Genomic DNA, 24,767 nt, shown 5'->3' on the forward strand with positions numbered 1-24,767 from the left:
AGGACGTCCTAATATCGGGCATGCCACAGGACGTGGCGCTTTGCCCGATGAACGGACAGGACGTCCTAATATCGGGCATGCCACAGGACGTGGCGTTTTGCCCGATGAACGGATACACTTCCGGAGCGGTGTTTGTAGAGGAAGAGACACTGCCCTACGCTCGTGAGGCTAGGCGATTGCGCTTTTCTTATTCTCTTGCCTGTTTTGGAGATAATTGCATTAATAGTACTCCGTGTAAAAGTAAATCCTAAGCTTAAATGGGAAGGGAGGATTATCATGATCAATAATGAAGATTTTTATGATGACATGGGGGATAATCCGAAACATCCAACTGTTGACCCGTCACTGGTAAGTGACTCATCGAAACACCAGCCAAAATCCCATATAGAGATAACTGAGCAAGTGGATCAAAAGGAAGAGGGAAATGGAGAAACAACGCTTTATCATAATAATGAAAAAATAGGGAAATTTAAACATCATGGCCATAAATATGAATACGAAATGGCAGAAGGATTTGAAATCGAAAACAATAAAATTTTCAAAAATCAAGATCAAGTTCAACGTAAAAAACAGCCAGAACAACCAAATTCGTATGTTGAAGGCTGTGACATGGGTTGGTGTTAGGAGAATTCTGCTCATTCCAATAATGGGGTGGGCAGTTTTTTATGTGCAAATCCCCTATAAAAAGATTTAAATGCCTCAAAAAAAACGAATCTTTGATGTGAAAACCGTCAATTTTTAGGAATTCTCGCATGATTTCCGCATGGGAATTACCCGAAAGTTCAGATTGTAATCTGCGATGAATCCATAGATGCGAGTCTATGAAACCTCCTCACCTTACTCTGTTTTATTTTCCCAAAAGAAATCTCTTTTCAAATGATTATACATGGTCTATTATTAGTATTTAGAGTGTCGAAATATCTAGGGAGGCGAAACAATTTTATGGTAAGTTTCGTAGGAGGTTGGTCCAAACAATTTAAGGGATACAACCAAAATGTTAGACTATTCCTTCTCAGTTCCATATTAGCCCATATTGGTATGGGTATTTTTATGATTATATATAATTATTACATCCGGGAACTAGGGTATGACGACCAAATGAACGGTTCAGTTATTGCGATGCAATCCATTGCCACTGCCCTTCTACTTCTACCTGCCGGGATTTTAAGTGACCGAGTGGGAAGAAAGAAAGTTATTTTAATTGGGGCAGTATTTGCTGCAACTAGTCTCCTTTTCCGCTCTGTTCTCTCTTTGGAAATCCTACTTTTAGGAACGGCGTTTATGACTGGATTATTTATGGCATTCATTCAAGTTTCTTCCATTCCGTTACTTGCAGAAAACTCGACTGAAAAACAACGTGTGCATTTATTTAGTTTTAATTTTGCAATAATTATGGTTGCAAATGTAATCGGAAATACGTTAGGTGGTACACTTAGTGACTTTTTTAATTATATAGTCGGTTTCAGTCCATTATGGAGCATTCGATTAACGTTATTGATTGGTGCAGCCTTCTTTTTTGCTGCACTGATCCCAATTTTGAAGATACGGGAAGATCGTAAACTTCGCGAAGAGAATGCTCAAGATAGATCTTTTAAAAGGTTATTTAAAACCCAACGTCAGGGGATTAAAATAATTCTACTTTTTGCAGTTGCGCAAATTTTAATCGGTTTTGGTTCTGGTCTTGTTATTCCTTACTTGAACCTTTATTTTGTGGACCGTTTTGAAATTTCCCACAGTCTTGTTGGAATAATTATTTCGGGAGGGCAAGCAATGACTGCCGTTGCACTCCTGATTGGCCCGGCAGTTGTTTCCAGAGTAGGGGAAGTACGGGCCGTTGTCATGTTACAATTAATGTCTATCCCGTTCCTGTTAATAACAGCATATACACAAAATATATACTGGGCCATTTTCGGCTTTTTGTTCCGGCAGGCGCTAATGAATGCAGGAAATCCCATTCAAATGTCCCTAATGATGAGAAGTGTTGATAATTCTATTAAAGGATTGGCAAACTCCGTTGGGCAAGCAGTTTTTCAGCTAGGGTGGGCAGTTATGGGACCGGTATCCACTACCATAGTCATGGTATACGGAGCCTATTCCGGATATGCAATCGTTTTTTCTATCACAGGAGTCCTATATGTAGTTGGTACGGTTTACTTCTTTGTTGTTTTCCGAAAGCCTATTTCAGTAACTTCAAATGAGACCCTTCATAAATCAGAAAAAAGCAGTTAAAGGGATTTCACCATGCCTAGTGGAATAGTATATTAGGACATCAATAGAAGGTGGTATTCGTATGGAACAAATATTAATGGATTCCTTTGATCGGATGAGGCAGGCGGGGCACATCGAAGGATTACTAGGAAAGGCTCAATTGGAAGTCTCCATTGTTTTAGAAGAGATGAACTGGTTGGTGAAAATTCACGGAAGTGATATTCGCGTTGAAAGAGTACTTGAATCTCCTGAAACAGCAGATGTTTTAATTAAAGGGGAAAAGGATGATCTTCAATCCCTTTTTCGCGGAGAAGATTTTCTTATCTCCATGAAAAAAAGGGAAGCACTAACTGTTGAGGGTGATTTAAAAGATTTACTATTATTAGAATCCCTTTGGTATTTAAGTAAAAATACTGTTTCTTGAAATAACGGTAGAAAGTGTTCTTAATATTTTTCTGGAAAAATGTTTGACAAATCATTTTTAGTCATGATAAGATGCAAATTAGTTGTTTACGAAACGAATAATTTAATAGATTTTCTTATCCAGAGAGGCGGAGGGACTGGCCCTATGAAGCCCGGCAACCACTAAGAAGACTTGGAAGGTGCCAATTCCATCAAAGCAAATGGCTTTGAAAGATAAGAGTGAGGCTATTTCTTATGAAACCTTTCTGCTTATCTTTAGTGAGCCGAAAGGTTTTTTATATTTATATAAGGATTTTCCCGTATCAAAGGGATGGAGAATATAGATACTTTAATCTATTAATCTGAGTAAACAGATACGATTACACTAATATTCCATTAGTCAGCAGATTGTACACTTTTATGAATAGTAAAAACGATTATTTGAACGTAATTCGTTCACTATATAAACAAGTACCTTAAAGGTATGCAGGAAGTGAGGGGGAAGGAACTATGATTTCATTGACAAACTTGGTCAAAACATATCACACAAGGGATGGTCAAGTGACAGCGGTTGATTCTATTGACTTGACGATTGATGAGGGAGAAATATTTGGGATTATCGGATATAGTGGTGCCGGGAAAAGTACACTAATTCGGTTACTTAATATGTTGGAGACGCCAAGCTCTGGCAATGTAATGATCGCCGGTAAAAATATGAATCACCTTTCTAATAAGCAGCTCCGAAAGGCGAGACAAGAAATCGGCATGATTTTTCAGCACTTTAATTTACTTTGGTCCCGTACGGTAAAAGAGAATATCGCTTTTCCACTAGAGATCAAAGGTGTTCCAAAGGAGGAACGGGAAAAGCGAGTCAATGAACTAATAGGACTCGTTGGTTTAGAAGGACGTGGGGAATCGTACCCTTCCCAATTAAGTGGTGGACAGAAACAGCGGGTTGGGATTGCAAGGGCACTGGCAAATAACCCAAAAGTCCTTTTATGTGATGAAGCAACTTCAGCCCTTGATCCTAAGACAACGGATTCTATATTGGAATTACTAGTGGACATTAATAAGAAACTAGGTTTGACCATCGTCCTAATAACCCATGAAATGCATGTTATCCGTAAAATTTGTCACCGGGTAGCCGTGATGGAAGAAGGACGAATCGTCGAACAAGGAAATGTCCTGGAAGTTTTCAAAAAACCAAAGGAACTAATGACAAAGGAATTTGTGAAACAAGTTACGGAACCGGAGGAAACAGAAGAAGCTTTAAAACAGCTTTTCAAAGATAACGGAATTGGTCATGTATTACAGTTGACGTTTGTTGGCGGGGAAGCAAAGAAACCACTCATTAACACAATTATAAAAAGCTATGATGTAACGGTTAATATTCTGCAAGGTAAGATTAGTCAGACTCAAAATGGACCTTACGGCTCGCTATTTATTAGTGTCGAAGGAGATAAGGATGAAATTGACAGGGTTCAAGATTTTATTCGTGGACAACAAGTAGAAGTGGAGGTGATTCACGGTGAATAATCTCCTATTGCAGCAAACATGGTTTTTCCCAAACGTGAACTGGTCAACAATGTGGGAGGCTACACTTGAGACCATTTATATGGCTTCCATCTCTCTTGTACTGACGTTTGTCTTCGGAATTCTATTAGGTTTACTGTTATTTTTAACGGATACAGGTAACCTTTGGGAAAACAAAGGGATTCAGACTGTTACAGCAGCATTCGTTAATATCTTTCGTTCCGTTCCTTTCATTATATTAATTGTTCTATTAATTCCGTTTACTACGTTTATTGTCGGTTCTTTTTTAGGGCCATCTGCAGCATTACCTGCATTGATTATTGGGGCATCACCATTTTATGCCAGACTGGTGGAAATCGCTTTACGTGAAATTGATAAGGGGGTGATTGAAGCAGCAAAATCAATGGGCGCATCTAACCGACAGATTATATTTAAAGTACTTCTTCCAGAATCTTTACCTGCACTTGTGTCCGGGATAACGGTAACAGCTATTGCGTTAGTCAGTTTTACAGCCATGGCAGGAGTGATAGGAGCAGGGGGATTAGGTGACTTAGCCTACCGCCACGGTTTCCAACGAAGTAGAGAAGATGTGACTTTAATGGCAACTATTATCGTTTTAGTGATCGTCTTTATCATACAATTTATTGGCGATCGTTTAACAAATAAACTAGATAAAAGATAAGAAAAGGGGAAATATAAGATGAAAAAATTAATCAAAGCATTGAGCATTGTAGGTTTGTCACTTGGGTTATTAACAGCTTGCGGTGGAAACGAAGATAAATTAGTAGTTGGAGCATCGAATGTGCCACATGCAGAAATCCTTGAATTTGCACAACCGTTACTAGAAGAAGAGGGTATTGAGTTAGAAATCGTTCCATTTAGTGATTATATTTTGCCTAATAAAGCGTTAGATGAAGGGGAATTAGATGCAAACTACTTCCAGCATGTCCCTTACCTTGAAGCCCAAATGGCAGAACATGGATACGATTTTGTAAATGCAGGTGGCGTTCATATTGAACCTATTGGTGTATATTCTCAGGAGTATAGTAGCTTAGAGGAACTTCCAGAAGGGGCAACAATCATTATGAGTGATTCCACTTCTGACCATAAACGAATTTTAACTATGTTAGAAGAATACGGCTTGATTACTTTATCTGAAGGTGGAGCTTTCGTAGAGGATATTGTAGATAACCCTCGCAATTTTCAATTCATGGACAATGTTGAAGCAGCATTACTACCGACTGCCTACTTGAATGGAGAAGGGGATGCGGTGTTAATTAATTCTAACTTTGCTTTAGATGCAGGTTTAAATCCAATGGAAGATGCGATTGCATTAGAATCAGGAGATCAGGACAACCCATATGTTAACCTAGTGGTAGTTAACAGCGGTGATGAAAATGATGAGCGCATTGTAAAATTGGTAGAAATTCTTCAATCTCAAAAAGTGCGTGATTTCATTTTAGAGCAATATAATGGTGCAGTAGTACCTGCACAGTAATTTCATCGTATTTTGTAAAGCACCTCAGGCTCACAGTTTAATGTGAATTTGGGGTGTTTTTTTTAAAGATATAATTTATAAGTTTCGGGACTTTTGGGCATTGTCTAGCTCTAGCGCCTACTCGCTGCGGGGCACTTCGGAAGTGACAACTGAAGTCAAAGAGCGGACTTCTAGCTACTTCTTCGAATTCGCTGTCCAACGAGCGTTTACTTCGCGAATATACTTCGAGTTGCCTCGACGGATACTCTTCAGAGCAATGCTTGTAGAGGAAGAGGCACTGCCCTACGCTCGTGATCTTAGGCGCTTACGCTTTTCTTGAAAGGTAAGAAAGTATAAGTTTTTGCACCTTCGGGCAAGTTGTCTAGCTCCAGCGCCTACTCGCTGCGGGGCACTTCGCTCGTGATCTTAGGCGCTTACGCTTTTCTTATGTCACTGCACAAAAACAAAACAGATCATTATATTTTCCATAAAAAAACTCATACTAAAGGTGTTATTTACGACTTGATATGAAGGAGAGTTTAGAAATGGAAAATCAAAATCAAATGGGTTCTCCCATTCAACAAGCATTACATGACTATAAAGCAGGATTAGGACATTTCACAGAACAGATGCCGGAGATTGCTGGTAAATATAATGAATTTACTGGTGCTTGTTTTGCTGAAGGGAAACTTTCTTTAAAGGAAAAGCATCTTATTGCATTGGGAATAAGTCTTTATGCGCAAGACGAATATTGTATTATCTATCACATGAAAGGCTGTATCGATCAAGGTTGCAATAAGGAGGAGATTTATGAAGCTGTAGGGGTAACAGGAGCATTTGGCGGGGGAGCAGCAATGAGTCAGGCTGTAACACTTGTGGAAGAATGTATTAAAGAATTTGAAGGTGGCAATGGTTCATCAATAAATTAAAAATATAATCTGGAGTATGGGATTCGTGATGATTATAAAATCAGTAATGAAGGTTAAAGATGAGGATCAATTATCAAATAAGGAGCATTTTAAAGGATATACCTGTAATTGTAGATAAGAATCTGATTAAATCATGAGAGGTTTTGTGACAACTGCATGTTACATTATATTACACTGATTGCCTTTTGGCTAAATATATACGAGGTGGTATGATAGATCACATACTGATGATCAGAAACTTATGATCATTGGACTAAGTTGGAACAATAACTGAAAGGAAAGTGATTTATTATTCATCAGATTCAAACGAAACACACAAATGAGATGGAAAAAGCTATGCATCAGACACATGGAATGGGATATGCAGAATATAACTTGAAACTGGAGAAACGGTTAAAAGTTGAGCGGGAACGTGAAAAAGACCATCAAAAATCCATTGCCATTGTTTCTGAACATCAACGTTTAGTGCATAGTTTGTAAATTTTCAATATATCAATATCTATAGAAAGATGCTGGAAAAACAGGGTGTGCCAAGGGGGTCTCGAACCTTTTTGACACACCTTTTTAACGTATAGGAAACTAGCAGAGTTGGGACACTATGTAGGTGATCGCCAATTAGTAACGAGATTCATTCTCAATTAGAGTGGGAAATCCACATTTATTTGAGAATAGAAATACATATTTATCATAAAGGTCGTTTGGAATAGTTATTTGAGATGACAAACTTTGACGTTTTTCCAAGAAATAAATGCTGGCATAAGGAGATAAAAGGAGCGGAAATCATAGATAATTCATTAGTTTTTCTAGAAGTTGGGGGAAGTGTGTCAGAAAAGTATATTTTAAATGTGTCTTTTCCTTGAACTCACTTTTCATTTAGTATAAGATTGTAATGAGAATAGATTGAGAATAATGAATAACTAGCTTATCCAACAAGATCAATCTTACCACGTTTGTTTTCAAACATGCAAAAAAATAAATGGAGGTATTTCGTAATGACGAGACCAAGTTTAAAAGTAGAAGATCTTCATGTTTCCATTGAAGACAAAGAAATCCTAAAGGGATTTGGAATTGAAGTAAACGGTGGAGAAATTCATGCCATTATGGGACCGAACGGTACAGGAAAATCTACTCTTGCATCAGCACTTATGGGTCACCCTAAATATGAAGTAACTAGTGGTAACGCGACGTTTAATGGAGAAGACTTGTTTGAGATGGAAGTAGATGAGCGTGCCCGTGCAGGACTATTCCTTGCTATGCAATATCCAAGTGAGGTAAGCGGTGTAACAAATGCCGATTTTGTGCGCTCGGCTATTAATGCAAACAGGGAAGAAGGGGACGAAATCTCCCTTATGAAATTCATTCGCAAAATGGACGAAAAAATGAATACATTGGAAATGGATGAGACTTTCCAGCAACGTTACTTAAATGAAGGATTTTCTGGTGGAGAGAAAAAACGTAATGAAATTCTTCAACTACTAATGCTTGAACCTAAAATTGCTATTTTAGATGAAATTGATTCTGGACTTGATATTGATGCTTTAAAAGTGGTTGCAAAGGGAATTAATGAATTACGCAGCGATGATTTTGGGTGTCTAATTATCACTCACTATCAGCGCCTTCTTAACTACATTAAGCCAGATTTCGTCCACGTTATGATGCAAGGTAGAATTGTAAAGTCAGGTGGTCCTGAACTTGCTGAACGTCTGGAAGCAGAAGGGTATGACTGGATTAAAGAAGAACTAGGTATCGAAGACGAAACAGTAGGTCAAGAATAATTTCGCGGCTTTTTTAAAAGAGGAGGAATGAAGATGACAGCGGAAACGAAATTTCCAGTGAATCATAATGATATTAAAAGCTTCTCTAAAGACCGCGAAGAGCCTCAATGGCTTACTGATTTACGAATATCGTCTTTAGAGCAGGCAGAAACACTTGAATTACCAAAACCTGATAAAACCAATATTTCCAAATGGGACTTTACTAAATTTGATTTAAATGGTGCTTTTTCGGCAGAAGTTTCTGATTCGGTAAAGGAATTAATCGGTGAAGCCGATAAGGCACAGATGCTGATGGCACAAAAAAACGGAGAGACTCTTTTTCAAAAGCTCTCGGCTGAGTTAGAAGAAAAGGGTGTTATTTTTACAGATTTTCAAACTGCTGTGAAGGAGCACAGTGATCTTGTGCAAAAATACTTCATGCAAGAGGCAATTTCAACGAATGAAAATCGTCTCACAGCAATGCATGCAGCTTTAGTAAATGGTGGAACATTTATTTATGTTCCTGCTAATGTGGAAGTAGACATTCCTATCCAAGCTGTATATACGCAAGAAGGAACTTTTGGTTTATTTAATCATGTTCTCATTGTAGCGGAAGCAAACAGTTCAGTGACGTACATTGAAAACTACATTACTGAAGGGGAACCAACACAGTCGAATGCTAATATTATTGCAGAAGTTTATGTTCATGATGGAGCATCTGTCCATTTTGGAGCAGTGGATAATTTATCCAAAGATATAACTACTTACGTAAATCGAAGAGCTCATGTAACAGGTAGAGATGCAAAGGTATATTGGGCACTGGGACAAATGAATGATGGAAATACTGTGTCCGAAAATACAACATACCTTGTAGGTGAGGGTTCTTACGGGGATACGAAGACAGTATCGATTGGCCGTGGTAAACAAACCCAGAATTTCACTACAAATGTGATCCATTTTGGAAAACATTCAGACGGTCAAATTTTAAAACATGGGGTAATGAGAGATGAAGCTACTTCCATTTTCAACGGCATCTCGAAAATTGAACATGGGGCAACCAAAGCTAACGGAGAGCAAACAGAACGTGTACTGATGTTAAGTGAAAAAGCTCGTGGCGATGCTAATCCAATTTTACTGATTGATGAAGATGATGTAACTGCAGGTCACGCAGCATCGGTTGGTCGAATCGACCCCCTTCAGATGTTCTATCTCATGAGTCGTGGTATTTCGAGAAGAGAAGCAGAGCGTCTTATCATTCATGGTTTCTTGGCACCGGTTGTCAATGAGCTTCCGATTGAATCAGTGAAAGAACAATTGATTGAGGTAATAGAAAGGAAAGTATTGTAATGAATGTTCAAGACGTCCGTAAAATGTTCCCGATTTTAGATCAGGAAGTAAATGGAAATCCTCTTGTCTATTTGGATAGTGCTGCCACCTCTCAAAAACCAACGTCCGTCATAGAAGCCGTGGAAGACTATTACCGGCGCTATAATTCCAATGTTCACCGAGGTGTACATACCTTGGGAACATTGGCGACTGATGGATATGAAGGTGCCCGGGAGAAGGTAAGGGCATTTATCAATGCAAAAAGTACAGAGGAGATTATCTTTACAAGGGGAACAACCACAGCAATCAACATAGTTGCCACAAGTTATGGGCGTGAAAATGTTGGTCCAGGGGATGAAATTGTGATTACTCCAATGGAGCATCACAGTAATATTATCCCATGGCAACAGGTTGCACGGACAACAGGGGCTACATTAAAGTACATTCCCCTTCAAAAAGACGGAACGATTGATATAGAAGATGTAAAAAAAACAGTTACTTCTAACACAAAAATCGTGGCGGTAATGCAAGTATCCAATGTTCTTGGAACGATTAACCCAATAAAGGAAATTACTTCTATCGCTCACAAACATGGCGCTGTCGTGGTTGTGGACGGTGCTCAAAGTACACCTCATATGAAAGTGGACGTAAGGGACTTAGACTGTGATTTCTTTGCCTTTTCTGGACATAAAATGTGTGGTCCAACTGGTATAGGGGTACTCTATGGAAAAAGAGAACTTCTTAATAATATGGAACCCATTGAATTTGGTGGCGAGATGATTGATTTTGTCGGTCTTCAAGAATCCACTTGGAAGGAACTCCCGTGGAAATTCGAAGGGGGAACCCCAATTATCGCTGGTGCCATTGGTTTAGGGGCAGCGATCGACTTTTTATCGGATATCGGTTTGGAAAACATTGAAGCACATGAGCATAAGATAGTACAATACGCTATCTCCAAACTTTCTGAAGTGGATGGTGTAACTATATTTGGACCGAAAGAACGGGCAGGTCTTGTCACATTTAACTGTGACGATGTTCATCCCCATGACGTTGCTACGGTCCTGGATGCAGAAGGTGTTGCTGTTCGGGCAGGACACCATTGTGCCCAACCATTAATGAAATGGCTTGATGTATCCGCGACAGCACGGGCGAGCTTTTATTTATATAACACGGAAGAAGATGTGGATGTGTTTGTAAAAGCATTAATAAAAACAAAGGAGTATTTCGGAAATGTCTTTGGGTAATCAGTTAGATACATTGTACCGTCAAGTTATTATGGATCACTATAAAAACCCAAGAAACCGAGGCACACTGGAAGGGGATTCGTTATCTATTCATATGAATAACCCTACTTGTGGTGACCGGATTGAATTGCAGTTAAAGGTGGAAGATGGCAAAGTAAGTAATGCAAAATTTGTTGGTGAAGGTTGTTCCATCAGTTTATCTTCTGCATCGATGATGACACAGGCAGTTAAGGGACTGGAAGTGGATGATGCCTTGAAGTTATCCGAGATTTTTTCTGCAATGATGTTAGGGAAAGACTACGATGAAGGTGATTTTGATCTAGGTGATATTGAAGCCCTTCAAGGAGTGGCTAAATTCCCGGCAAGAATAAAGTGTGCCACATTGGCTTGGAAAGCGATGGAAAAGGGATTAAAAGGTCCTGAAAAGGATTAAGGAAATATAATTACTGCGATAACCTTGGTTTCTACTACGGGAATGTTGTAAAATGGAGATAACCCTATGTAGTAGTTTGAAAATAGACTTCCCTTTAAAACGGAGGAAGTGTCGGAAGGAAAGCACAGTTGTTGCTTAGTCGCGGACAGAATAAAAGGGAGGGTATTATCATGGCGAAAAAAATGCCAGAAATCGGTGAATATAAATACGGGTTTTCTGATAAAGACGTCTCAATTTTTCGTTCGAAAAAAGGGTTAACGAAAGAGATCGTTGAAGAAATTTCCCGTATGAAAAATGAACCACAATGGATGTTAGATTTCCGATTGAAGTCACTTGAACAATTCTATAAGATGCCGATGCCACAGTGGGGCGGTAATCTATCGGAGCTTAACTTTGATGAAATCACTTATTACGTTAAGCCTTCAGAAAAATCAGAACGTTCTTGGGATGAAGTGCCTGAGGAAATTAAAAATACGTTTGATAAGTTAGGGATTCCTGAAGCAGAACAAAAGTATTTAGCCGGTGTTTCTGCACAATATGAATCAGAAGTAGTTTATCATAACATGAAGGAAGAACTGGAAGACCAAGGAATTGTCTTTAAAGATACAGACACTGCATTAAAAGAAAATGAGGACATTTTCCGTGAGTACTTTGGTACAGTAATTCCACCAAGTGATAACAAGTTCTCAGCGCTAAATTCTGCGGTTTGGTCAGGTGGATCATTCATCTATGTTCCAAAGGGTGTCAAAACGGATACACCTCTTCAAGCCTATTTCCGAATCAACTCTGAGAACATGGGGCAATTTGAACGTACGTTGATTATTGCCGATGAAGATAGTTCGGTACACTATGTGGAAGGGTGTACAGCACCTGTTTATACAACGAATTCTTTACACAGTGCAGTTGTTGAGATTATTGTTAAAAAGGATGCTTACTGCCGATATACAACCATTCAAAACTGGGCTCCAAACGTATTCAACCTAGTAACGAAACGTGCTGTTGCTGAAGAGAATGCTACAATGGAGTGGGTTGACGGAAATATTGGATCGAAATTAACGATGAAATATCCTGCGATTATTATGAAAGGTCGAGGAGCACGTGGTAATGTTCTTTCTATTGCCATTGCAGGTAAAGGACAACATCAAGATGCAGGGGCGAAAGTACATCACCTAGCACCAGATTGCTCATCGACTATCGTATCAAAATCTATATCTAAACACGGTGGGAAAGTAAGTTACCGAGGAATTTGCCACTTTGGACGCCGGTCAGAAGGTTCAAAATCGAAAATAGAATGTGATACGTTAATTATGGATAATGAATCCACTTCTGACACGATTCCTTACAACGAAATTTTAAACAACAATATTACCCTAGAGCATGAAGCGACTGTTTCTAAAGTTTCAGAAGAACAATTATTCTATTTAATGAGCCGAGGTATCTCCGAACAGGAAGCAACAGAAATGATCGTAATGGGCTTTATTGAGCCATTTACAAAGGAACTTCCGATGGAGTATGCTGTTGAAATGAACCGTCTTATCAAGTTCGAGATGGAAGGTTCGATTGGATAATGCTGTTCAAAGGGTTTAAGTAAGAATTGAAGCGAATCCGCCCTTGGGCGCGGGTTCGCTTTCTATTTTAAATAGGTAAGAGTAAAACTATTAAGCACTTGTAGAGCTGTCTAGCTCCTGTTCACTAAACTCCACTTATTCACAAAATTGTCGGGGGCCTGGTCCCTGACAATTTGTTCACGGAACAGGCCCTTGAACACTGTGTGAAATAAATCAGTTTTTTTAAGGAAGGTGATACAATGATATTGGTAGGTTTGGCAGGTTGGGGAGATCATGATTCACTTTACGAAGGAATTCGTCCGTCCGAGAGTAAACTGGCAGCCTATTCAGGTCATTTTCCGATCGTGGAGTTAGATGCCTCGTTCTATGGGATACCTTCAGAACGTAGTATAGTAAAGTGGATTACGGAAACACCGGAATCTTTTCAATTTGTTGTTAAAGCTTATCAAGGGATGACAGGTCATCAGCGTGGGGAAATCCCTTTTTCTTCAAAAAAAGAGATGTTTGACGCGTTCACAAATTCCTTAACTACAATGGTAAAGGCAAAAAAACTGGCAATGGTCTTATGCCAATTCCCCCCCTGGTTTGATTGCAGAAAGGGAAATGTGGACTATTTAAAATATTGTCGTCATGGTTTAGGAGATTTAGATGTGGCTTTGGAATTTCGGCATCAATCATGGTTTACAGAGCAATATAAGGAAAAGACACTACGCTATATGGAAACCGATGGTTGGATACATAGTATTTGTGATCAACCACAAGCTGGAATGAAATCAATTCCCTTTGTACCTGAAGTGACTTCAAAAGAAAAAACACTCGTTAGGTTTCATGGAAGGAATGTCTATGGTTGGAATAAACCAGCTAAAGGACAGGACTGGCGGGATGTGAGATATTTATATGATTACAGCAATCAGGAACTAACAGAACTTGCTACCTCTATTAAAGAGATCTCATCGAAAACAAATAACTGTTATGTAATATTTAATAATAATTCTGGTGAACATGCTGCAGAAAATGGGAAACGTTTCGTCGAAATTATGGGTCTAAAGTACAAGGGATTAGGACCTCGACAATTAGGTCTTTTTGATTAATAATAGATATAATATTGACACAATATCCCAATTCATACTATTATTAAGTGTTTTTTATGGTATTCCATCAAAAATAAAACTATGTAAGGGGAAGCAGGCGGTAGTTAGTGGAATGGATTATATTGTTGTTTTTAGGACTAATTGCCTCTGTTTTTGGAAGTATTATGGGTCTTGGTGGTGGCATCATCATTGTTCCGGCCTTAATGATCCTAAATGATTATAGTCCAATACTAAGTGGGATTACTCCACAAATAGCAGTTGGTACCTCATTACTAATCATGATTTTTACAGGTTTATCATCCACTCTTGCTTATTTAAAACAGAAAACTGTAGATTATAAAAGTGCATTTCTTTTTTTTGCGGGAAGTGGTCCTGGGGCACTCTTTGGAGTTTGGTTAAATAAAGATATGCAAACTGATTCATTTTTAGTGTTATTTGGGATCTTTATTATCATCGTATCCTTTATATTAATGGTCAGAAAACATGTTAGGCCCTTAAAAAGAAAGCCATCAGGTATTCAAAGGAGTTTTGTTAATGACGAAGGGATTAAAGTGGAGTATGGCTATCAAGCAGTTGTAGCGATCCCCATCGCTTTTTTCGTGGGAATGTGTTCCGGATTATTTGGAATTGGCGGAGGATCTTTAATGGTACCTGCTATGATTATCCTTTTCCGATTCCCTCCCCATTTAGCAGTGGCAACATCAATGATGATGATTTTCTTGTCCGCAATACTAAGTTCCATTTCCCATATAACTTTAGGGAATGTAGACTGGATGTATGCATTAGCTCTGATACCAGGAGCGTGGATTGGCGGACAGATCGGTGCAGCTATAAATAGAAAAATGACCAGTGTTTCTCTCGTGAATTTACTGAGGATTTTTTTGATAATTATAGGAATACGTCTTATTTATCAAGGATTATAGATATAGGTTTAAGTGGTGATGGAATGAGGTGAGGCTGTTGTCAACTAAACAACTTCGGATTCTACATACAAATGATCTACATAGTCAGCTAGAGAATTGGTCAGCCGTTGTCGCATGGATAAAAAAGGCACGGTTTGAAGCGGAAAAGTCAGGAGAGGACGTCCTTTTGTTTGATATTGGGGATCATGCGGACCGTGTCCATCCGATGACGGAAGGTCTCCGTGGCAAAGGGAATGTTGTCTTATTAAATAAATTAAATTACGATGCAGTAACGATCGGTAACAATGAAGGGATGACATTTACAAAAGAAGATTTAAACCAATTATACGATGATGCAAATTTTCAAGTCGTACTTGCTAACCTCTTTCATAAAGATGGAGACAGGCCCCATTGGGTAAAGCCATATCAAATATTCCGGACAAAACAAGGGATAAAAGTCGGTGTAATCGGAATCACCGCACCTTTTTACACATTCTACCATATACTTGGCTGGAGAATTGATGATCCAGTTGAAAGTATTCGTAGCTATATTTATAAACTTCGTCCAGATGTGGACTTTCTAATTTGTCTGTCTCATCTAGGGTTAACTGAAGATGAAAAACTTGCAGAACTGTTTCCTGAATTAGACCTTATACTTGGTGCACATACCCATCATGTGTTGCCAGAAGGTAAAAAGGTTAACGAATGTTGGATAAATCAAGCTGGTCGATCAGGGAAATTTGCGGGAAATGTTAAAATAACATTTAAGTCTTTTGATAGAGACATTTCCATAAATACTATCGATGTCAGATCTGAAGAGATAGATTTGAAGAACCGTGATCTTGGAACAGAAAAGGAATTACATTTTCTTACGGGGAAAGCGGAGACCAAACTTGAAAGGTCAGTCACATTTCTAGAATATTCAATGACAGTTGATTGGTATAAGGAAACACCACTTATAAAATTGCTTGCTGAAGGTGTGAGGGAATGGTGCCAAGGAGAAATTGGCATGGTTAATGCAGGTGTACTTTTAGGGAATTTAACTAGTGGGAACGTCACTTACCAAGACATACACCGGATCTGTCCACATCCAATTAATCCAGTCACCGTGATCATTTCTGGGGAAAAGCTGTTGGAGACTATTCGACAAGCACAAACGAAAAAAATGGTAGAATTTGCATTGAAGGGATTTGGATTTCGTGGCAAAATATTAGGTGCGATGATCTTTGATGGTTTGACAATAAACGAATCAGTAGAAAGTCCAATATCCTTTGTTCAGGATAAAGATATATTAATACATGGAGAATCCTTATCTAAGAAACGTTTATACAAGTTGGCAACACTGGATATGTTTACATTTGGACATTTATATCCTGCAATTAGCAGTAATAAGGAAAAAAAATACTATATGCCAGAGTTTTTAAGGGATATATTAGCATGGAAATTACAACTTAGTGGTAAACTTTAAAATCTATACGTTGGACGTACACAGATACCCCCTTTTTTCATAGGCTATTATGTAATAAATAGGAAGATAGTACAGAAAAAGAGGTGGGCCAAATGGTAGAATTATATCCTGTTTACCTTGATGGAGTACCATTTACAGCGGTCTCTGTTAAACTCCCGGAAACTAACTTATTAGTTGTTACAAACAACAGAGGTTACATCATGTGTGGGGCTTTAGACGTGGCATTATTAAATGATAAATTAAAAGACCGTAAAGTAATTGCGGGGCGAGCAGTGGGAGTAAAGACCATTCAAGAATTAATTGATGCACCACTGGAATCAGTTACAATTGAAGCAGAGAACCTTGGAATTCATAAAGGTATGACGGGAAAAGACGCTTTACTAAAGTTAACATAAAAGGATTATTAGTAGTTGTTCCCCTCTCTTTCAGGGGGGAACGGTTACGTCACTATATTAAGGGTGTGGTCATTCATGAAACTAAGGTCAGTCCAATCATTACAGGTTAAAGATGTTTTAGCGAAGGCGATTTATAATGAACAGGGTCAAGTCCTTTTAAATCATGGTGTATCCCTTTCTGAAGGAATGATCAAAAGGCTTAAACAAAAAGGTATTTCGTTTGTATACATAGACGATAGTGATACATCGGATATTTATGTTGATGATGTGGTAAAGGATTCAACGCGACAGGAATCTATTAAAACAATCAGAGAAAACTTCGAGACTATTTCCAAACTGAATAATATGGGGAAATCCATTGATGTGGACAAGCTTAGCCCCTCATTTTCAAAGGTTGTGAAAAATATATTGACGGATATACAAGGTCATAAACAAGCAGTCTCCATGTTGTCAGATGTCTTTTGTTATGATTCTTATATTTTTCATCATTCTTTAAATGTAACAGTGTATTCCCTGGCCTTCGGGAAGAAATACGGGCTGAATGAAAAGCAGTTACATGAGCTTGGAATGGGAGCAATTCTCCATGATGTTGGTAAAATAGCTGTCCCTGTTGAAGTTTTAAATAAGCAGGGTAAACTTACAGAAGAAGAATTTAAACTAATACAAGAGCATTCTACTATTGGTTTTGATTTGTTGCGAAGATCTAGTACAATCTCTTTACTTACAGCACATTGTGCATACCAGCATCATGAAAGAATGGATGGCTCGGGATACCCTAGGGGTTTAAAAGGTAAGGATATACATTTATATGCAAAGTTGATCGGTATTGCTGATGTTTTTGATGCAGTGACTGGAAACCGTGTATATCGTAAAGCGCGTCTTCCGCACGAAGCTTTGGAAATACTGTATGCAGGGGCAAACACCTTATTTGATAAAGGAATGGTGGAGACATTTGCTAAAACTGTTGCTCTATATCCCATTGGATTAGAAGTAACACTCAGTGATGGAAAAGTAGGAATTGTATCAAAACATAACGGAGAAATGACTGCAAGACCAGTTGTGAGGGTTTTAAAAGAAGATGGAGAAAAGGTTCAGCCGTATGAAATAAATCTAATGGAAAAATTAGATGTGACCATTGTTGCCTGTGAAATCTCCCTCTCACAAAATGTGGAGGCATCTTGATGATTGTGTCTTCTACCTATCTCTGGATAGGAAACGCTCCCTATTGAACTTAAGATATTTAGGAAAGGTGTTATTTGAATGAGACAATATTTAGATTTATGTCAATATATTTTAGATCATGGTAAGGAAAAAGAAGACCGGACTGGTACAGGTACCATCAGTACTTTTGGCTATCAAATGCGATTTGATTTGAGTGAAGGATTCCCGGTTGTAACGACTAAAAAATTAGCCTTAAAAGCAATCACACATGAGTTACTGTGGTTCATCAAAGGGGATACGAATATTCAATATTTGAAAGAGAATAATGTCCGTATTTGGAATGAGTGGGCAGATGAAAATGGTGATCTGGGACCTGTATATGGTAAGCAATGGCGTTCTTGGCCAACTCCCGATGGGAAATCTATTGACCAGTTAAGAGAAGTAGTGGAACAAATTAAAATTAATCCAGATTCACGTCGACTCCTTGTGAATGCATGGAATGTGGGGGAATTGGATAAAATGGCTCTGGCCCCTTGCCACTGTTTATTTCAATTCTATGTAGCAGATGGAAAATTGTCCTGCCAATTGTATCAAAGAAGTGCTGATGTATTCCTGGGAGTTCCTTTTAACATAGCTTCTTATTCATTACTCACAATGATGATTGCCCAGGAATGTGGTTTAGAACTTGGTGATTTTGTCCACACTTTTGGAGATGTCCACATTTATAAAAACCACTTGGAGCAAGTCCGTTTACAGCTTACAAGAGACCCTAGACCATTACCAAAGATGAAGTTGAATCCTGAGGTAAAGTCAATTGAAGATTTCACTATTGATGACTTTGAACTGGTTGACTATAATCCCCATCCACCTATTAAGGGAGAGGTTTCTGTATGATATTCATGATCGCTGCTGTAGGGGAAGGTATGGTCATTGGGAAAGACGGTGATATGCCGTGGCATCTTCCAAATGATTTGAAATATTTTAAACGGACGACTTCAGGACATCCCGTTTTAATGGGAAAGAGGACATTCGAGTCTATCGGAAAAGCTTTACCAAATCGACGCAATATTATTTTAACAAGGGATAAAAGTTTTTCAGCCGAAGATATAGAAGTTGTAAATTCCCTAGATGAAGTAAAAGAGTTGTTGGAGTTAAATAATAGTCGTACGGACGGCAAGAAAGAACAGTTCTTTGTAATAGGAGGAGCAACTCTTTATAATCAATTGATTGGGATAGCGGACCGCCTTTATATTACAAAAATTCATGCGCATTTTGAGGGAGATACCTATTTTCCTGAAATCAATGAGGAAGAATGGAAAGTGGTTTCCTCTGAAAAGGGGGAAGTTGATGAAAAAAACCCATATCGCCACACATTTGTTGTATATGAAAGAAGGACAAAATAAAAACGAGAATTTGAAAAGGAAAACACTATTCATTACTTACATATATATACACATGAAAACTAATATGAAACTGTCTCTTACATCAATTATATTGATTGTGAAGGCAGTTTTTATATTTTGCAGCTTGGAATAAATATTAATGTGCTACAAGCACCTCTTGTCTGCATATGTATTAAAGCAGAGGAGGTGTACAATCATGAGAAATAAATCACCAATTCTTTCAAAAAAGCGAAAACCATTTAAACCGCAAACGAAAAAGCGGAAAGGTCCATTACCCTTTCGATATGTCATCTTAATATCTTTTACTATATTCTGTTTTTTCACGGTAATTGGATTAGTGATAGTGGAACAAGGTATCAGACCTACTTTAGTTGATATAGCGAGAACGGAAACACAGCGGATCGGAACACTGGCAATAAATGATGCCATTTCAAAAAAGATACTCGAAGAATCAGGATTGGAAGATATATTAGATTATCATATGGATGATACTGGAAGGGTATCCTATGTTGAAATAAATGCCCCTGTCTATCTACGTGTCCACCGTGAGACAGTGAAAAGGGTACAAGATTACCTTAATGATATTGAGCATGGACGAATTCGTGATCTGACACTTCCAACTGATGTGGAGGTGGATAGGGAAGGAGCAACCTTTACAGAGGATGGTATTATTCATATGATTCCGTTGGGACAGGCGACAAATAATGCCCTATTGGCACATTTAGGACCAAGAATTCCCGTTCGTCTATCTGCAATAGGTGACGTTAAAGCAAATTATAGTCGTGAAGTGATAACAACTGGTATTAATAATACATGGATCAGTATTTTTATTGATATTGAAGTGGACGTTCGAATTGTCATTCCTTTCTCAACGGAAACAGAGGTGGTCAAAACGAGCATCCCCGTGGCAATGGCCTGGTTCCCTGGGGAAGTTCCTGAGTTTTATAGTTCTGGAGGAGATGGGATGAATCCGGCTATCATACCAGATATAAAGGAAAGGTCACCAGAAGAATCAAAAGAGAGGGAAGAATATCAAGTGGATAGGGGGTTGGATGAGATGATCGAAATCCGTCCATAACCGAGAACAATTTAGAAGTGCCCAGATGCTTTTGAGTAGGGGCACTTTCTTATAAGGTAAAGCATATGTTTTTTGCACCTTCAAGCAAGTTGTCTAGCTCCAGCACCTACTCGCATGGGAACTGTAAAAGTGGTGCTTTTCCACTTTTACAGTCCCTAAGCAATGAGCGTAGCCGTCGCAATCTTTAAAAAGCCTGATAGGAGTGGTTTTCTCCTATCAGGCGAGCGACGAGTGCAGCCATTGCCATACAAATAAAAGGAACTGAAAAAGTGGTTTTAAACTATTTCTGTTCCTTCCTAATCGCTACGGGGCACTTCGGAAGTGACAACCGAAGTCAAAGAGCGGACTTCTAGTTGTCATTCCTCCACTGCCCTACGCTCGTGACCATAGGTGATTGCGCTTTTCTTAGTGTCACGAAGTTTTCTAAAAAAGTATTTATTGTAAAAAAATTGTAGTTGGATTCTTCAAAAGTATTAAAAAACCCTTTATTCACTTATACCCTTTAAAGTGAAAAAGTAAAGTTATCAGATTTATATACAATATTCAGAAAACAATTTGACAATTCGACATTTGGTTTATATAATAAACAAGCATAGTAGTATATTATCTTACATACAGATTAATAAAAGGAGGGACACGAGCTTTTTATGGCCTTTATAAAAGTCAGAATATACTAAATTATAATTTTATTAAGGAAGGGAGTTGCATCCAATGGAAACACGTGAACAATGGGCATCAAAAATGGGCTTTATCCTTGCAGCTGTTGGATCTGCAGTTGGATTAGGTAATATTTGGCGGTTCTCCTATGTGACAGGTGAAAGTGGTGGAGCGGCGTTTTTAATCATTTATGTACTTTGTATTTTCCTTGTTGGATTACCAGTTTTATTAGCTGAATTTTCGGTTGGTCGAAGGGGACAATCAGATGTTATAGGATCATTCAATAATATTGCTCCAGGGAAACCTTGGGTTTTGGGTGGTATTATAGGTGTTTTGACCTCATTTTTAATTTTATCTTTCTACGGTGTTATTGCCGGTTGGGTCGTATTTTTCCTATTTAGTTACTTAACAGGAAGTGCTCAGGCAGTTGCCGGTGGTGAATATGCCGATTTCTTCGTAAACTTTATTGGTGGAGCTGCAGGCCCAGTAATTTGGCAAGTTATCTTCATGGCAGCTGTAGTAGCTATTGTGTATTTCGGTATTAAAAAAGGTATTGAATTATCAAATAAAATTTTTATGCCATTACTTGCGTTAATCATCCTTATCCTAGCAGGTTATGCCTTAACATTAGATGGGGCAGGGGAAGGTTTGTCATTCTTATTTACTCCTGATTGGTCTGCTTTCGGAGATGCAAGTGTATATGCAGCTGCAGTCGGGCAAGCATTCTTTACGTTGTCACTTGGTATGGGGGCGATGATCGCATATAGTAGTTACTTACCAAAAAATACGAAACTCCCTAGTGCCGCAGGAACAGTAGTAACACTAGACACACTCTTTGCGATTATTGCAGGTATTATGATTTTCCCTGTCGTATTTACATTTGGGGTTGACCCAGCAGCAGGTCCTGCATTAATCTTTATAACACTTCCAGAAGTATTTAATATGATGGGCGGAGCGGGGACGTTCTTTGCCATCCTATTCTTTTTCTTAGTTGCAATTGCAGCTTTGTCTTCTGCAATATCTTTATTAGAAGTAAGTGTTTCATATGTTATGCGTCAATTTAATTGGTCCCGTAAAAAAGCAGCATTAATTGCAGGTGTGGTGGTAACATTATTTGGAGTTCCATCTGCACTTAGTCAAGGTGGGCCACTTTCAGGTGAAATATTCGGGCTATCTTTCCTAGATTTAGTGGATACAATTACAGATAAATATACTCTTCCTTTATCGGGATTAATCGTTGCCTTATTTGTAGGGTGGGGATGGAACAAGGTAGATGCACTTAAAGAAACAGGCTTAACCGACTCACTTATTGGAGTGGTATGGTTATGGTTTATTCGGGTAATTGCTCCACTGGGTATCCTGTGGATTCTTCTGCAAAACATTTTTGGATAAAAGGAAACAGCATCCCTATCTTACTGGGATGCTGTTTTTTTCAAGAGATAAGGATTTATAAACTTTCGGGCATACCACAGGACGTGGCGTTTTGCCGATGGACGGACATACTTCGGGGTGATGCTTGTAGAGGAAGCGTAACTGCCCTACACTTGTGACATAGAATACTTATTGCTTGAATGAATAACTTTATTTTTTCCTGTCCCTTTTTTCCCAATTGCGTAAGCTTGGATAAGGGTCAAATGACCATTCAATTACTCCGTTGTCTCGATACATTCCATAGTGTAAATGTGGAGGGAACTTCCCTTGAGTCCCAGGTTTACCGTATCCAGAACTTCCCACATAACCAATGATGGTTCCAGGTTCCACTATTTTTCCCTTTTCAATTTCTTTCTCAAAGCTACTTAGATGTGCATAATAATGGTAAACATTATTAGTATCACGAATTCCTACACGCCATCCTCCATATTTATTCCACCCTTTTAATTCAACGATACCATACGTGGTTGATTTCACAGGTGTACCATAGTCTGCAAAGATATCTGTTCCCTCATGAATTCTTCTTCCTCCCCAACCTCTACCGTCTCCCCAAGTACTGCGGTAACTGTAGTTATATCTTAAAGGAACAGGAAAGGATCGATCTCGTAAATCCAATGTATTAAAGTGTTCGTAAATTTTTGCATGTCCCATTATCAGTTCCACAGCTTTATCCCGTTGATAGTGGTCCCAAATGGCAATTTCAATATCTTCTCTTGTGTTTCCGAACTTAGAAAGGTGCTGTGACATCGTATACAATACATCTTCATCATCTTTCCTATTTGCCTTTCCATCCCCATTTCCATCTAAACCAACTCCTTCAAATAGGGAGATAGATATGGAATTAGTATCGTCAGGATCTGGATTAATTTCTCCCGCCCATCTTTCAGGTTTAAAATGTATTGCAATAAATCCTTCTTCTTCTGGAAGATCTTTTCTTGCTATTCTTAATCCCCGTTCATAACTATCAATTGCAGCATAATAGTACCAAGGAATTTGAGAAGTAGCTTCTGCTTTTTTATATAATGACATCCGTTCTTGATATATTTCCTCTGAAGAAAGATCCTTTAATGTTTCAGCTGAAAAATTAGGTGGAAGGATGAATAGAAGAGGAATGAGACAAATTATCCATTTAATGTAAAGTTTCATGATAGGTCTTCTCCTTTCATCAACATTCATAAATGTTATTGTTCGGAAAATGGGTATTGTCCATTCCAACAAATTATGGAAACAAACACAACCTTTGAGATTTCTTTGTTTTCATGGTAAAGTAACTAATGATTATCTGGTAAGTTGGAATACTCTTAGTAGTATCCTTGAAGAAAATATTTTATAAATAAACTTGTCAGAGTTTTAAAATGTAAATTAAACGGAGCGTGAACGACATGGCAAAACAGGAAGAATACATCCGTAAACCAGATTGGTTAAAAATAAAGTTAAATACCAATGAATCATACACTGGGCTAAAGAAGATGATGCGGGAGAAGAAACTACATACTGTTTGTGAAGAAGCACGGTGCCCAAATATACATGAATGTTGGGCAGAACGGAAAACAGCAACTTTTATGATATTAGGTGACATCTGTACCCGTGCTTGCCGTTTTTGTGCTGTTAAAACGGGATTGCCAACAGAACTTGACCGCGAAGAGCCGGAAAGAGTAGCGGAATCAGTAGCGTTGATGGGGTTAAAACATGCAGTAATTACTGCAGTGGCAAGAGATGATTTAAAAGATGGTGGGGCGGAAATTTTTGCAGAGACCGTTCGTGCGATTAGACGTCGTAGTCCTTTTACTACCGTAGAAGTACTACCTTCTGATATGGGTGGTAAAGAGGAGAATTTAAAAATATTGTTGGATGCCCAGCCGGCTATCTTAAATCATAACATTGAAACAGTGAAGCGACTTACTCCAAGAGTCCGGGCTAGGGCGACGTATGAACGCTCCTTAGAATTTTTGCGTAGAGCAAAGGAAATGCAGCCTAAGATACCAACCAAATCCAGTCTTATGATAGGGTTAGGGGAAACGAAAGAAGAAATAGTAGAGACGATGGACGATTTAAGAAGTGTGAATGTGGATATTATGACTATTGGGCAATATTTACAACCAACGAAAAGTCATTTAAAGATAAAAAAATACTGGACTCCGGAAGAGTTTAGGGAATTACGGGATATTGCCTTAAGTAAAGGTTTTAAACATTGTGAATCAGGTCCATTAGTTCGTTCCTCTTACCATGCTGACGAACAGGTAAATGCAGCGGAACAACGATAATTGAATTAAAATAAGGGTGTTACCATACTGAATGGTAGCACCC

Annotated in this window: 24 protein-coding genes and 1 riboswitch; of the genes, 23 read left to right on the top strand and 1 reads right to left on the bottom strand. The window is 38.5% G+C overall.

Going from position 1 to position 24,767, the window contains the following annotated elements:
* The first annotated feature begins 276 nt into the window (after nucleotides 1–276).
* From KS419_RS14690 to KS419_RS14795, 22 genes are all read left to right on the top strand, one after another.
* Nucleotides 277–624, top strand: a complete 348-nt coding sequence (locus tag KS419_RS14690) for a DUF2553 family protein (RefSeq protein WP_217067150.1) — start codon at nucleotides 277–279, stop codon at nucleotides 622–624.
* Between the two features lie 318 nt (nucleotides 625–942).
* Complete coding sequence (locus KS419_RS14695; RefSeq protein ID WP_217067151.1) at nucleotides 943–2,229, top strand: MFS transporter; 1,287 nt, start codon at nucleotides 943–945, stop codon at nucleotides 2,227–2,229.
* 61 nt (nucleotides 2,230–2,290) lie between these two features.
* Nucleotides 2,291–2,632, top strand: a complete 342-nt coding sequence (locus tag KS419_RS14700; RefSeq protein WP_217067152.1) for an SCP2 sterol-binding domain-containing protein — start codon at nucleotides 2,291–2,293, stop codon at nucleotides 2,630–2,632.
* A 112-nt stretch (nucleotides 2,633–2,744) separates the two neighbouring features.
* A riboswitch (SAM riboswitch) is annotated at nucleotides 2,745–2,851 on the top strand.
* A 269-nt stretch (nucleotides 2,852–3,120) separates the two neighbouring features.
* Nucleotides 3,121–4,146 carry a methionine ABC transporter ATP-binding protein gene (locus KS419_RS14705; protein WP_217067153.1) on the top strand — a complete coding sequence of 342 codons (1,026 nt, stop codon included), beginning with the start codon at nucleotides 3,121–3,123 and terminating at the stop codon, nucleotides 4,144–4,146.
* Nucleotides 4,147–4,195: 49 nt separating this feature from the next.
* On the top strand, nucleotides 4,196–4,825 hold the full coding sequence (locus tag KS419_RS14710) for a methionine ABC transporter permease (RefSeq protein ID WP_217067193.1): 630 nt from the start codon (nucleotides 4,196–4,198) through the stop codon (nucleotides 4,823–4,825).
* Nucleotides 4,826–4,843: 18 nt separating this feature from the next.
* Entirely contained in the window at nucleotides 4,844–5,641 is a 798-nt protein-coding gene (locus tag KS419_RS14715; RefSeq protein WP_217067154.1) for a MetQ/NlpA family ABC transporter substrate-binding protein, read from the top strand.
* A gap of 524 nt (nucleotides 5,642–6,165) precedes the next feature.
* Nucleotides 6,166–6,549 carry a carboxymuconolactone decarboxylase family protein gene (locus KS419_RS14720; protein WP_217067155.1) on the top strand — a complete coding sequence of 128 codons (384 nt, stop codon included), beginning with the start codon at nucleotides 6,166–6,168 and terminating at the stop codon, nucleotides 6,547–6,549.
* A gap of 336 nt (nucleotides 6,550–6,885) precedes the next feature.
* Nucleotides 6,886–7,029, top strand: coding sequence for a YuzK family famiily protein (locus tag KS419_RS14725; protein ID WP_217067199.1), 144 nt, complete (start codon nucleotides 6,886–6,888; stop codon nucleotides 7,027–7,029).
* Between the two features lie 512 nt (nucleotides 7,030–7,541).
* Nucleotides 7,542–8,324 (top strand): Fe-S cluster assembly ATPase SufC, encoded by a 783-nt coding sequence (gene sufC / locus KS419_RS14730; protein ID WP_217067156.1) that lies wholly within the window; start codon nucleotides 7,542–7,544, stop codon nucleotides 8,322–8,324.
* A 33-nt stretch (nucleotides 8,325–8,357) separates the two neighbouring features.
* Entirely contained in the window at nucleotides 8,358–9,650 is a 1,293-nt protein-coding gene (gene sufD, locus KS419_RS14735; protein WP_217067157.1) for a Fe-S cluster assembly protein SufD, read from the top strand.
* Nucleotides 9,650–10,873 (top strand): cysteine desulfurase, encoded by a 1,224-nt coding sequence (locus KS419_RS14740; protein WP_217067158.1) that lies wholly within the window; start codon nucleotides 9,650–9,652, stop codon nucleotides 10,871–10,873. The genes sufD and KS419_RS14740 overlap by 1 nt, the downstream gene beginning before the upstream one ends.
* Entirely contained in the window at nucleotides 10,860–11,306 is a 447-nt protein-coding gene (gene sufU, locus KS419_RS14745; RefSeq protein ID WP_217067159.1) for a Fe-S cluster assembly sulfur transfer protein SufU, read from the top strand. The genes KS419_RS14740 and sufU overlap by 14 nt, the downstream gene beginning before the upstream one ends.
* 170 nt (nucleotides 11,307–11,476) lie before the next feature.
* Nucleotides 11,477–12,874, top strand: coding sequence for a Fe-S cluster assembly protein SufB (gene sufB / locus KS419_RS14750; RefSeq protein WP_217067160.1), 1,398 nt, complete (start codon nucleotides 11,477–11,479; stop codon nucleotides 12,872–12,874).
* 239 nt (nucleotides 12,875–13,113) lie between these two features.
* The gene (locus KS419_RS14755; protein WP_217067161.1) at nucleotides 13,114–13,965 is read left to right on the top strand and encodes a DUF72 domain-containing protein; all 852 of its coding nucleotides are present in this window, start codon (nucleotides 13,114–13,116) and stop codon (nucleotides 13,963–13,965) included.
* Between the two features lie 107 nt (nucleotides 13,966–14,072).
* Complete coding sequence (locus KS419_RS14760; protein WP_217067162.1) at nucleotides 14,073–14,888, top strand: sulfite exporter TauE/SafE family protein; 816 nt, start codon at nucleotides 14,073–14,075, stop codon at nucleotides 14,886–14,888.
* A gap of 28 nt (nucleotides 14,889–14,916) precedes the next feature.
* Nucleotides 14,917–16,335 (top strand): bifunctional metallophosphatase/5'-nucleotidase, encoded by a 1,419-nt coding sequence (locus KS419_RS14765; protein ID WP_343215073.1) that lies wholly within the window; start codon nucleotides 14,917–14,919, stop codon nucleotides 16,333–16,335.
* A 92-nt stretch (nucleotides 16,336–16,427) separates the two neighbouring features.
* Nucleotides 16,428–16,730, top strand: coding sequence for a YunC family protein (locus KS419_RS14770; RefSeq protein WP_217067164.1), 303 nt, complete (start codon nucleotides 16,428–16,430; stop codon nucleotides 16,728–16,730).
* A 75-nt stretch (nucleotides 16,731–16,805) separates the two neighbouring features.
* Nucleotides 16,806–17,912, top strand: coding sequence for an HD-GYP domain-containing protein (locus KS419_RS14775; RefSeq protein ID WP_217067165.1), 1,107 nt, complete (start codon nucleotides 16,806–16,808; stop codon nucleotides 17,910–17,912).
* A gap of 78 nt (nucleotides 17,913–17,990) precedes the next feature.
* Complete coding sequence (locus KS419_RS14780) at nucleotides 17,991–18,785, top strand: thymidylate synthase (protein WP_217067166.1); 795 nt, start codon at nucleotides 17,991–17,993, stop codon at nucleotides 18,783–18,785.
* A complete protein-coding gene (locus KS419_RS14785; RefSeq protein WP_217067167.1) occupies nucleotides 18,782–19,294 on the top strand; it encodes a dihydrofolate reductase in 513 nt (170 codons plus the stop codon). The genes KS419_RS14780 and KS419_RS14785 overlap by 4 nt, the downstream gene beginning before the upstream one ends.
* A gap of 196 nt (nucleotides 19,295–19,490) precedes the next feature.
* Nucleotides 19,491–20,372: a sporulation protein YunB gene (gene yunB / locus KS419_RS14790; RefSeq protein WP_217067168.1), complete on the top strand. Its 882-nt coding sequence runs from the start codon at nucleotides 19,491–19,493 to the stop codon at nucleotides 20,370–20,372.
* Nucleotides 20,373–21,083: 711 nt separating this feature from the next.
* A complete protein-coding gene (locus KS419_RS14795; RefSeq protein ID WP_217067169.1) occupies nucleotides 21,084–22,421 on the top strand; it encodes a sodium-dependent transporter in 1,338 nt (445 codons plus the stop codon).
* A gap of 189 nt (nucleotides 22,422–22,610) precedes the next feature.
* On the opposite strand, the gene KS419_RS14800 is transcribed toward KS419_RS14795, so the two are convergent.
* A complete protein-coding gene (locus KS419_RS14800) occupies nucleotides 22,611–23,606 on the bottom strand; it encodes a M23 family metallopeptidase (protein ID WP_217067170.1) in 996 nt (331 codons plus the stop codon).
* 236 nt (nucleotides 23,607–23,842) lie between these two features.
* Between KS419_RS14800 and lipA the strand changes: the two genes are divergently transcribed.
* On the top strand, nucleotides 23,843–24,724 hold the full coding sequence (gene lipA / locus KS419_RS14805) for a lipoyl synthase (protein WP_217067171.1): 882 nt from the start codon (nucleotides 23,843–23,845) through the stop codon (nucleotides 24,722–24,724).
* The last annotated feature ends 43 nt before the right edge of the window (nucleotides 24,725–24,767 follow it).

The organism is Evansella tamaricis (assembly GCF_019042215.1).
Lineage (GTDB): Bacteria > Bacillota > Bacilli > Bacillales > Salisediminibacteriaceae > Evansella > Evansella tamaricis.

Excerpts from the sequence above, each read along its gene's own strand:
- sufD (WP_217067157.1), top strand. The coding sequence starts at position 8,358 with ATGACAGCGGAAACGAAATTTCCAGTGAATCATAATGATATTAAAAGC.
- KS419_RS14770 (WP_217067164.1), top strand. The coding sequence starts at position 16,428 with ATGGTAGAATTATATCCTGTTTACCTTGATGGAGTACCATTTACAGCG.
- KS419_RS14710 (WP_217067193.1), top strand. The coding sequence starts at position 4,196 with ATGTGGGAGGCTACACTTGAGACCATTTATATGGCTTCCATCTCTCTT.
- KS419_RS14690 (WP_217067150.1), top strand. The coding sequence starts at position 277 with ATGATCAATAATGAAGATTTTTATGATGACATGGGGGATAATCCGAAA.
- KS419_RS14705 (WP_217067153.1), top strand. The coding sequence starts at position 3,121 with ATGATTTCATTGACAAACTTGGTCAAAACATATCACACAAGGGATGGT.
- lipA (WP_217067171.1), top strand. The coding sequence starts at position 23,843 with ATGGCAAAACAGGAAGAATACATCCGTAAACCAGATTGGTTAAAAATA.
- sufC (WP_217067156.1), top strand. The coding sequence starts at position 7,542 with ATGACGAGACCAAGTTTAAAAGTAGAAGATCTTCATGTTTCCATTGAA.
- KS419_RS14795 (WP_217067169.1), top strand. The coding sequence starts at position 21,084 with ATGGAAACACGTGAACAATGGGCATCAAAAATGGGCTTTATCCTTGCA.
- sufU (WP_217067159.1), top strand. The coding sequence starts at position 10,860 with ATGTCTTTGGGTAATCAGTTAGATACATTGTACCGTCAAGTTATTATG.
- sufB (WP_217067160.1), top strand. The coding sequence starts at position 11,477 with ATGGCGAAAAAAATGCCAGAAATCGGTGAATATAAATACGGGTTTTCT.
- KS419_RS14785 (WP_217067167.1), top strand. The coding sequence starts at position 18,782 with ATGATATTCATGATCGCTGCTGTAGGGGAAGGTATGGTCATTGGGAAA.
- KS419_RS14780 (WP_217067166.1), top strand. The coding sequence starts at position 17,991 with ATGAGACAATATTTAGATTTATGTCAATATATTTTAGATCATGGTAAG.
- KS419_RS14800 (WP_217067170.1), bottom strand. The coding sequence starts at position 23,606 with ATGAAACTTTACATTAAATGGATAATTTGTCTCATTCCTCTTCTATTC.
- KS419_RS14700 (WP_217067152.1), top strand. The coding sequence starts at position 2,291 with ATGGAACAAATATTAATGGATTCCTTTGATCGGATGAGGCAGGCGGGG.
- KS419_RS14715 (WP_217067154.1), top strand. The coding sequence starts at position 4,844 with ATGAAAAAATTAATCAAAGCATTGAGCATTGTAGGTTTGTCACTTGGG.
- KS419_RS14720 (WP_217067155.1), top strand. The coding sequence starts at position 6,166 with ATGGAAAATCAAAATCAAATGGGTTCTCCCATTCAACAAGCATTACAT.
- KS419_RS14755 (WP_217067161.1), top strand. The coding sequence starts at position 13,114 with ATGATATTGGTAGGTTTGGCAGGTTGGGGAGATCATGATTCACTTTAC.
- KS419_RS14775 (WP_217067165.1), top strand. The coding sequence starts at position 16,806 with ATGAAACTAAGGTCAGTCCAATCATTACAGGTTAAAGATGTTTTAGCG.
- KS419_RS14695 (WP_217067151.1), top strand. The coding sequence starts at position 943 with ATGGTAAGTTTCGTAGGAGGTTGGTCCAAACAATTTAAGGGATACAAC.
- yunB (WP_217067168.1), top strand. The coding sequence starts at position 19,491 with ATGAGAAATAAATCACCAATTCTTTCAAAAAAGCGAAAACCATTTAAA.
- KS419_RS14725 (WP_217067199.1), top strand. The coding sequence starts at position 6,886 with ATGCATCAGACACATGGAATGGGATATGCAGAATATAACTTGAAACTG.
- KS419_RS14740 (WP_217067158.1), top strand. The coding sequence starts at position 9,650 with ATGAATGTTCAAGACGTCCGTAAAATGTTCCCGATTTTAGATCAGGAA.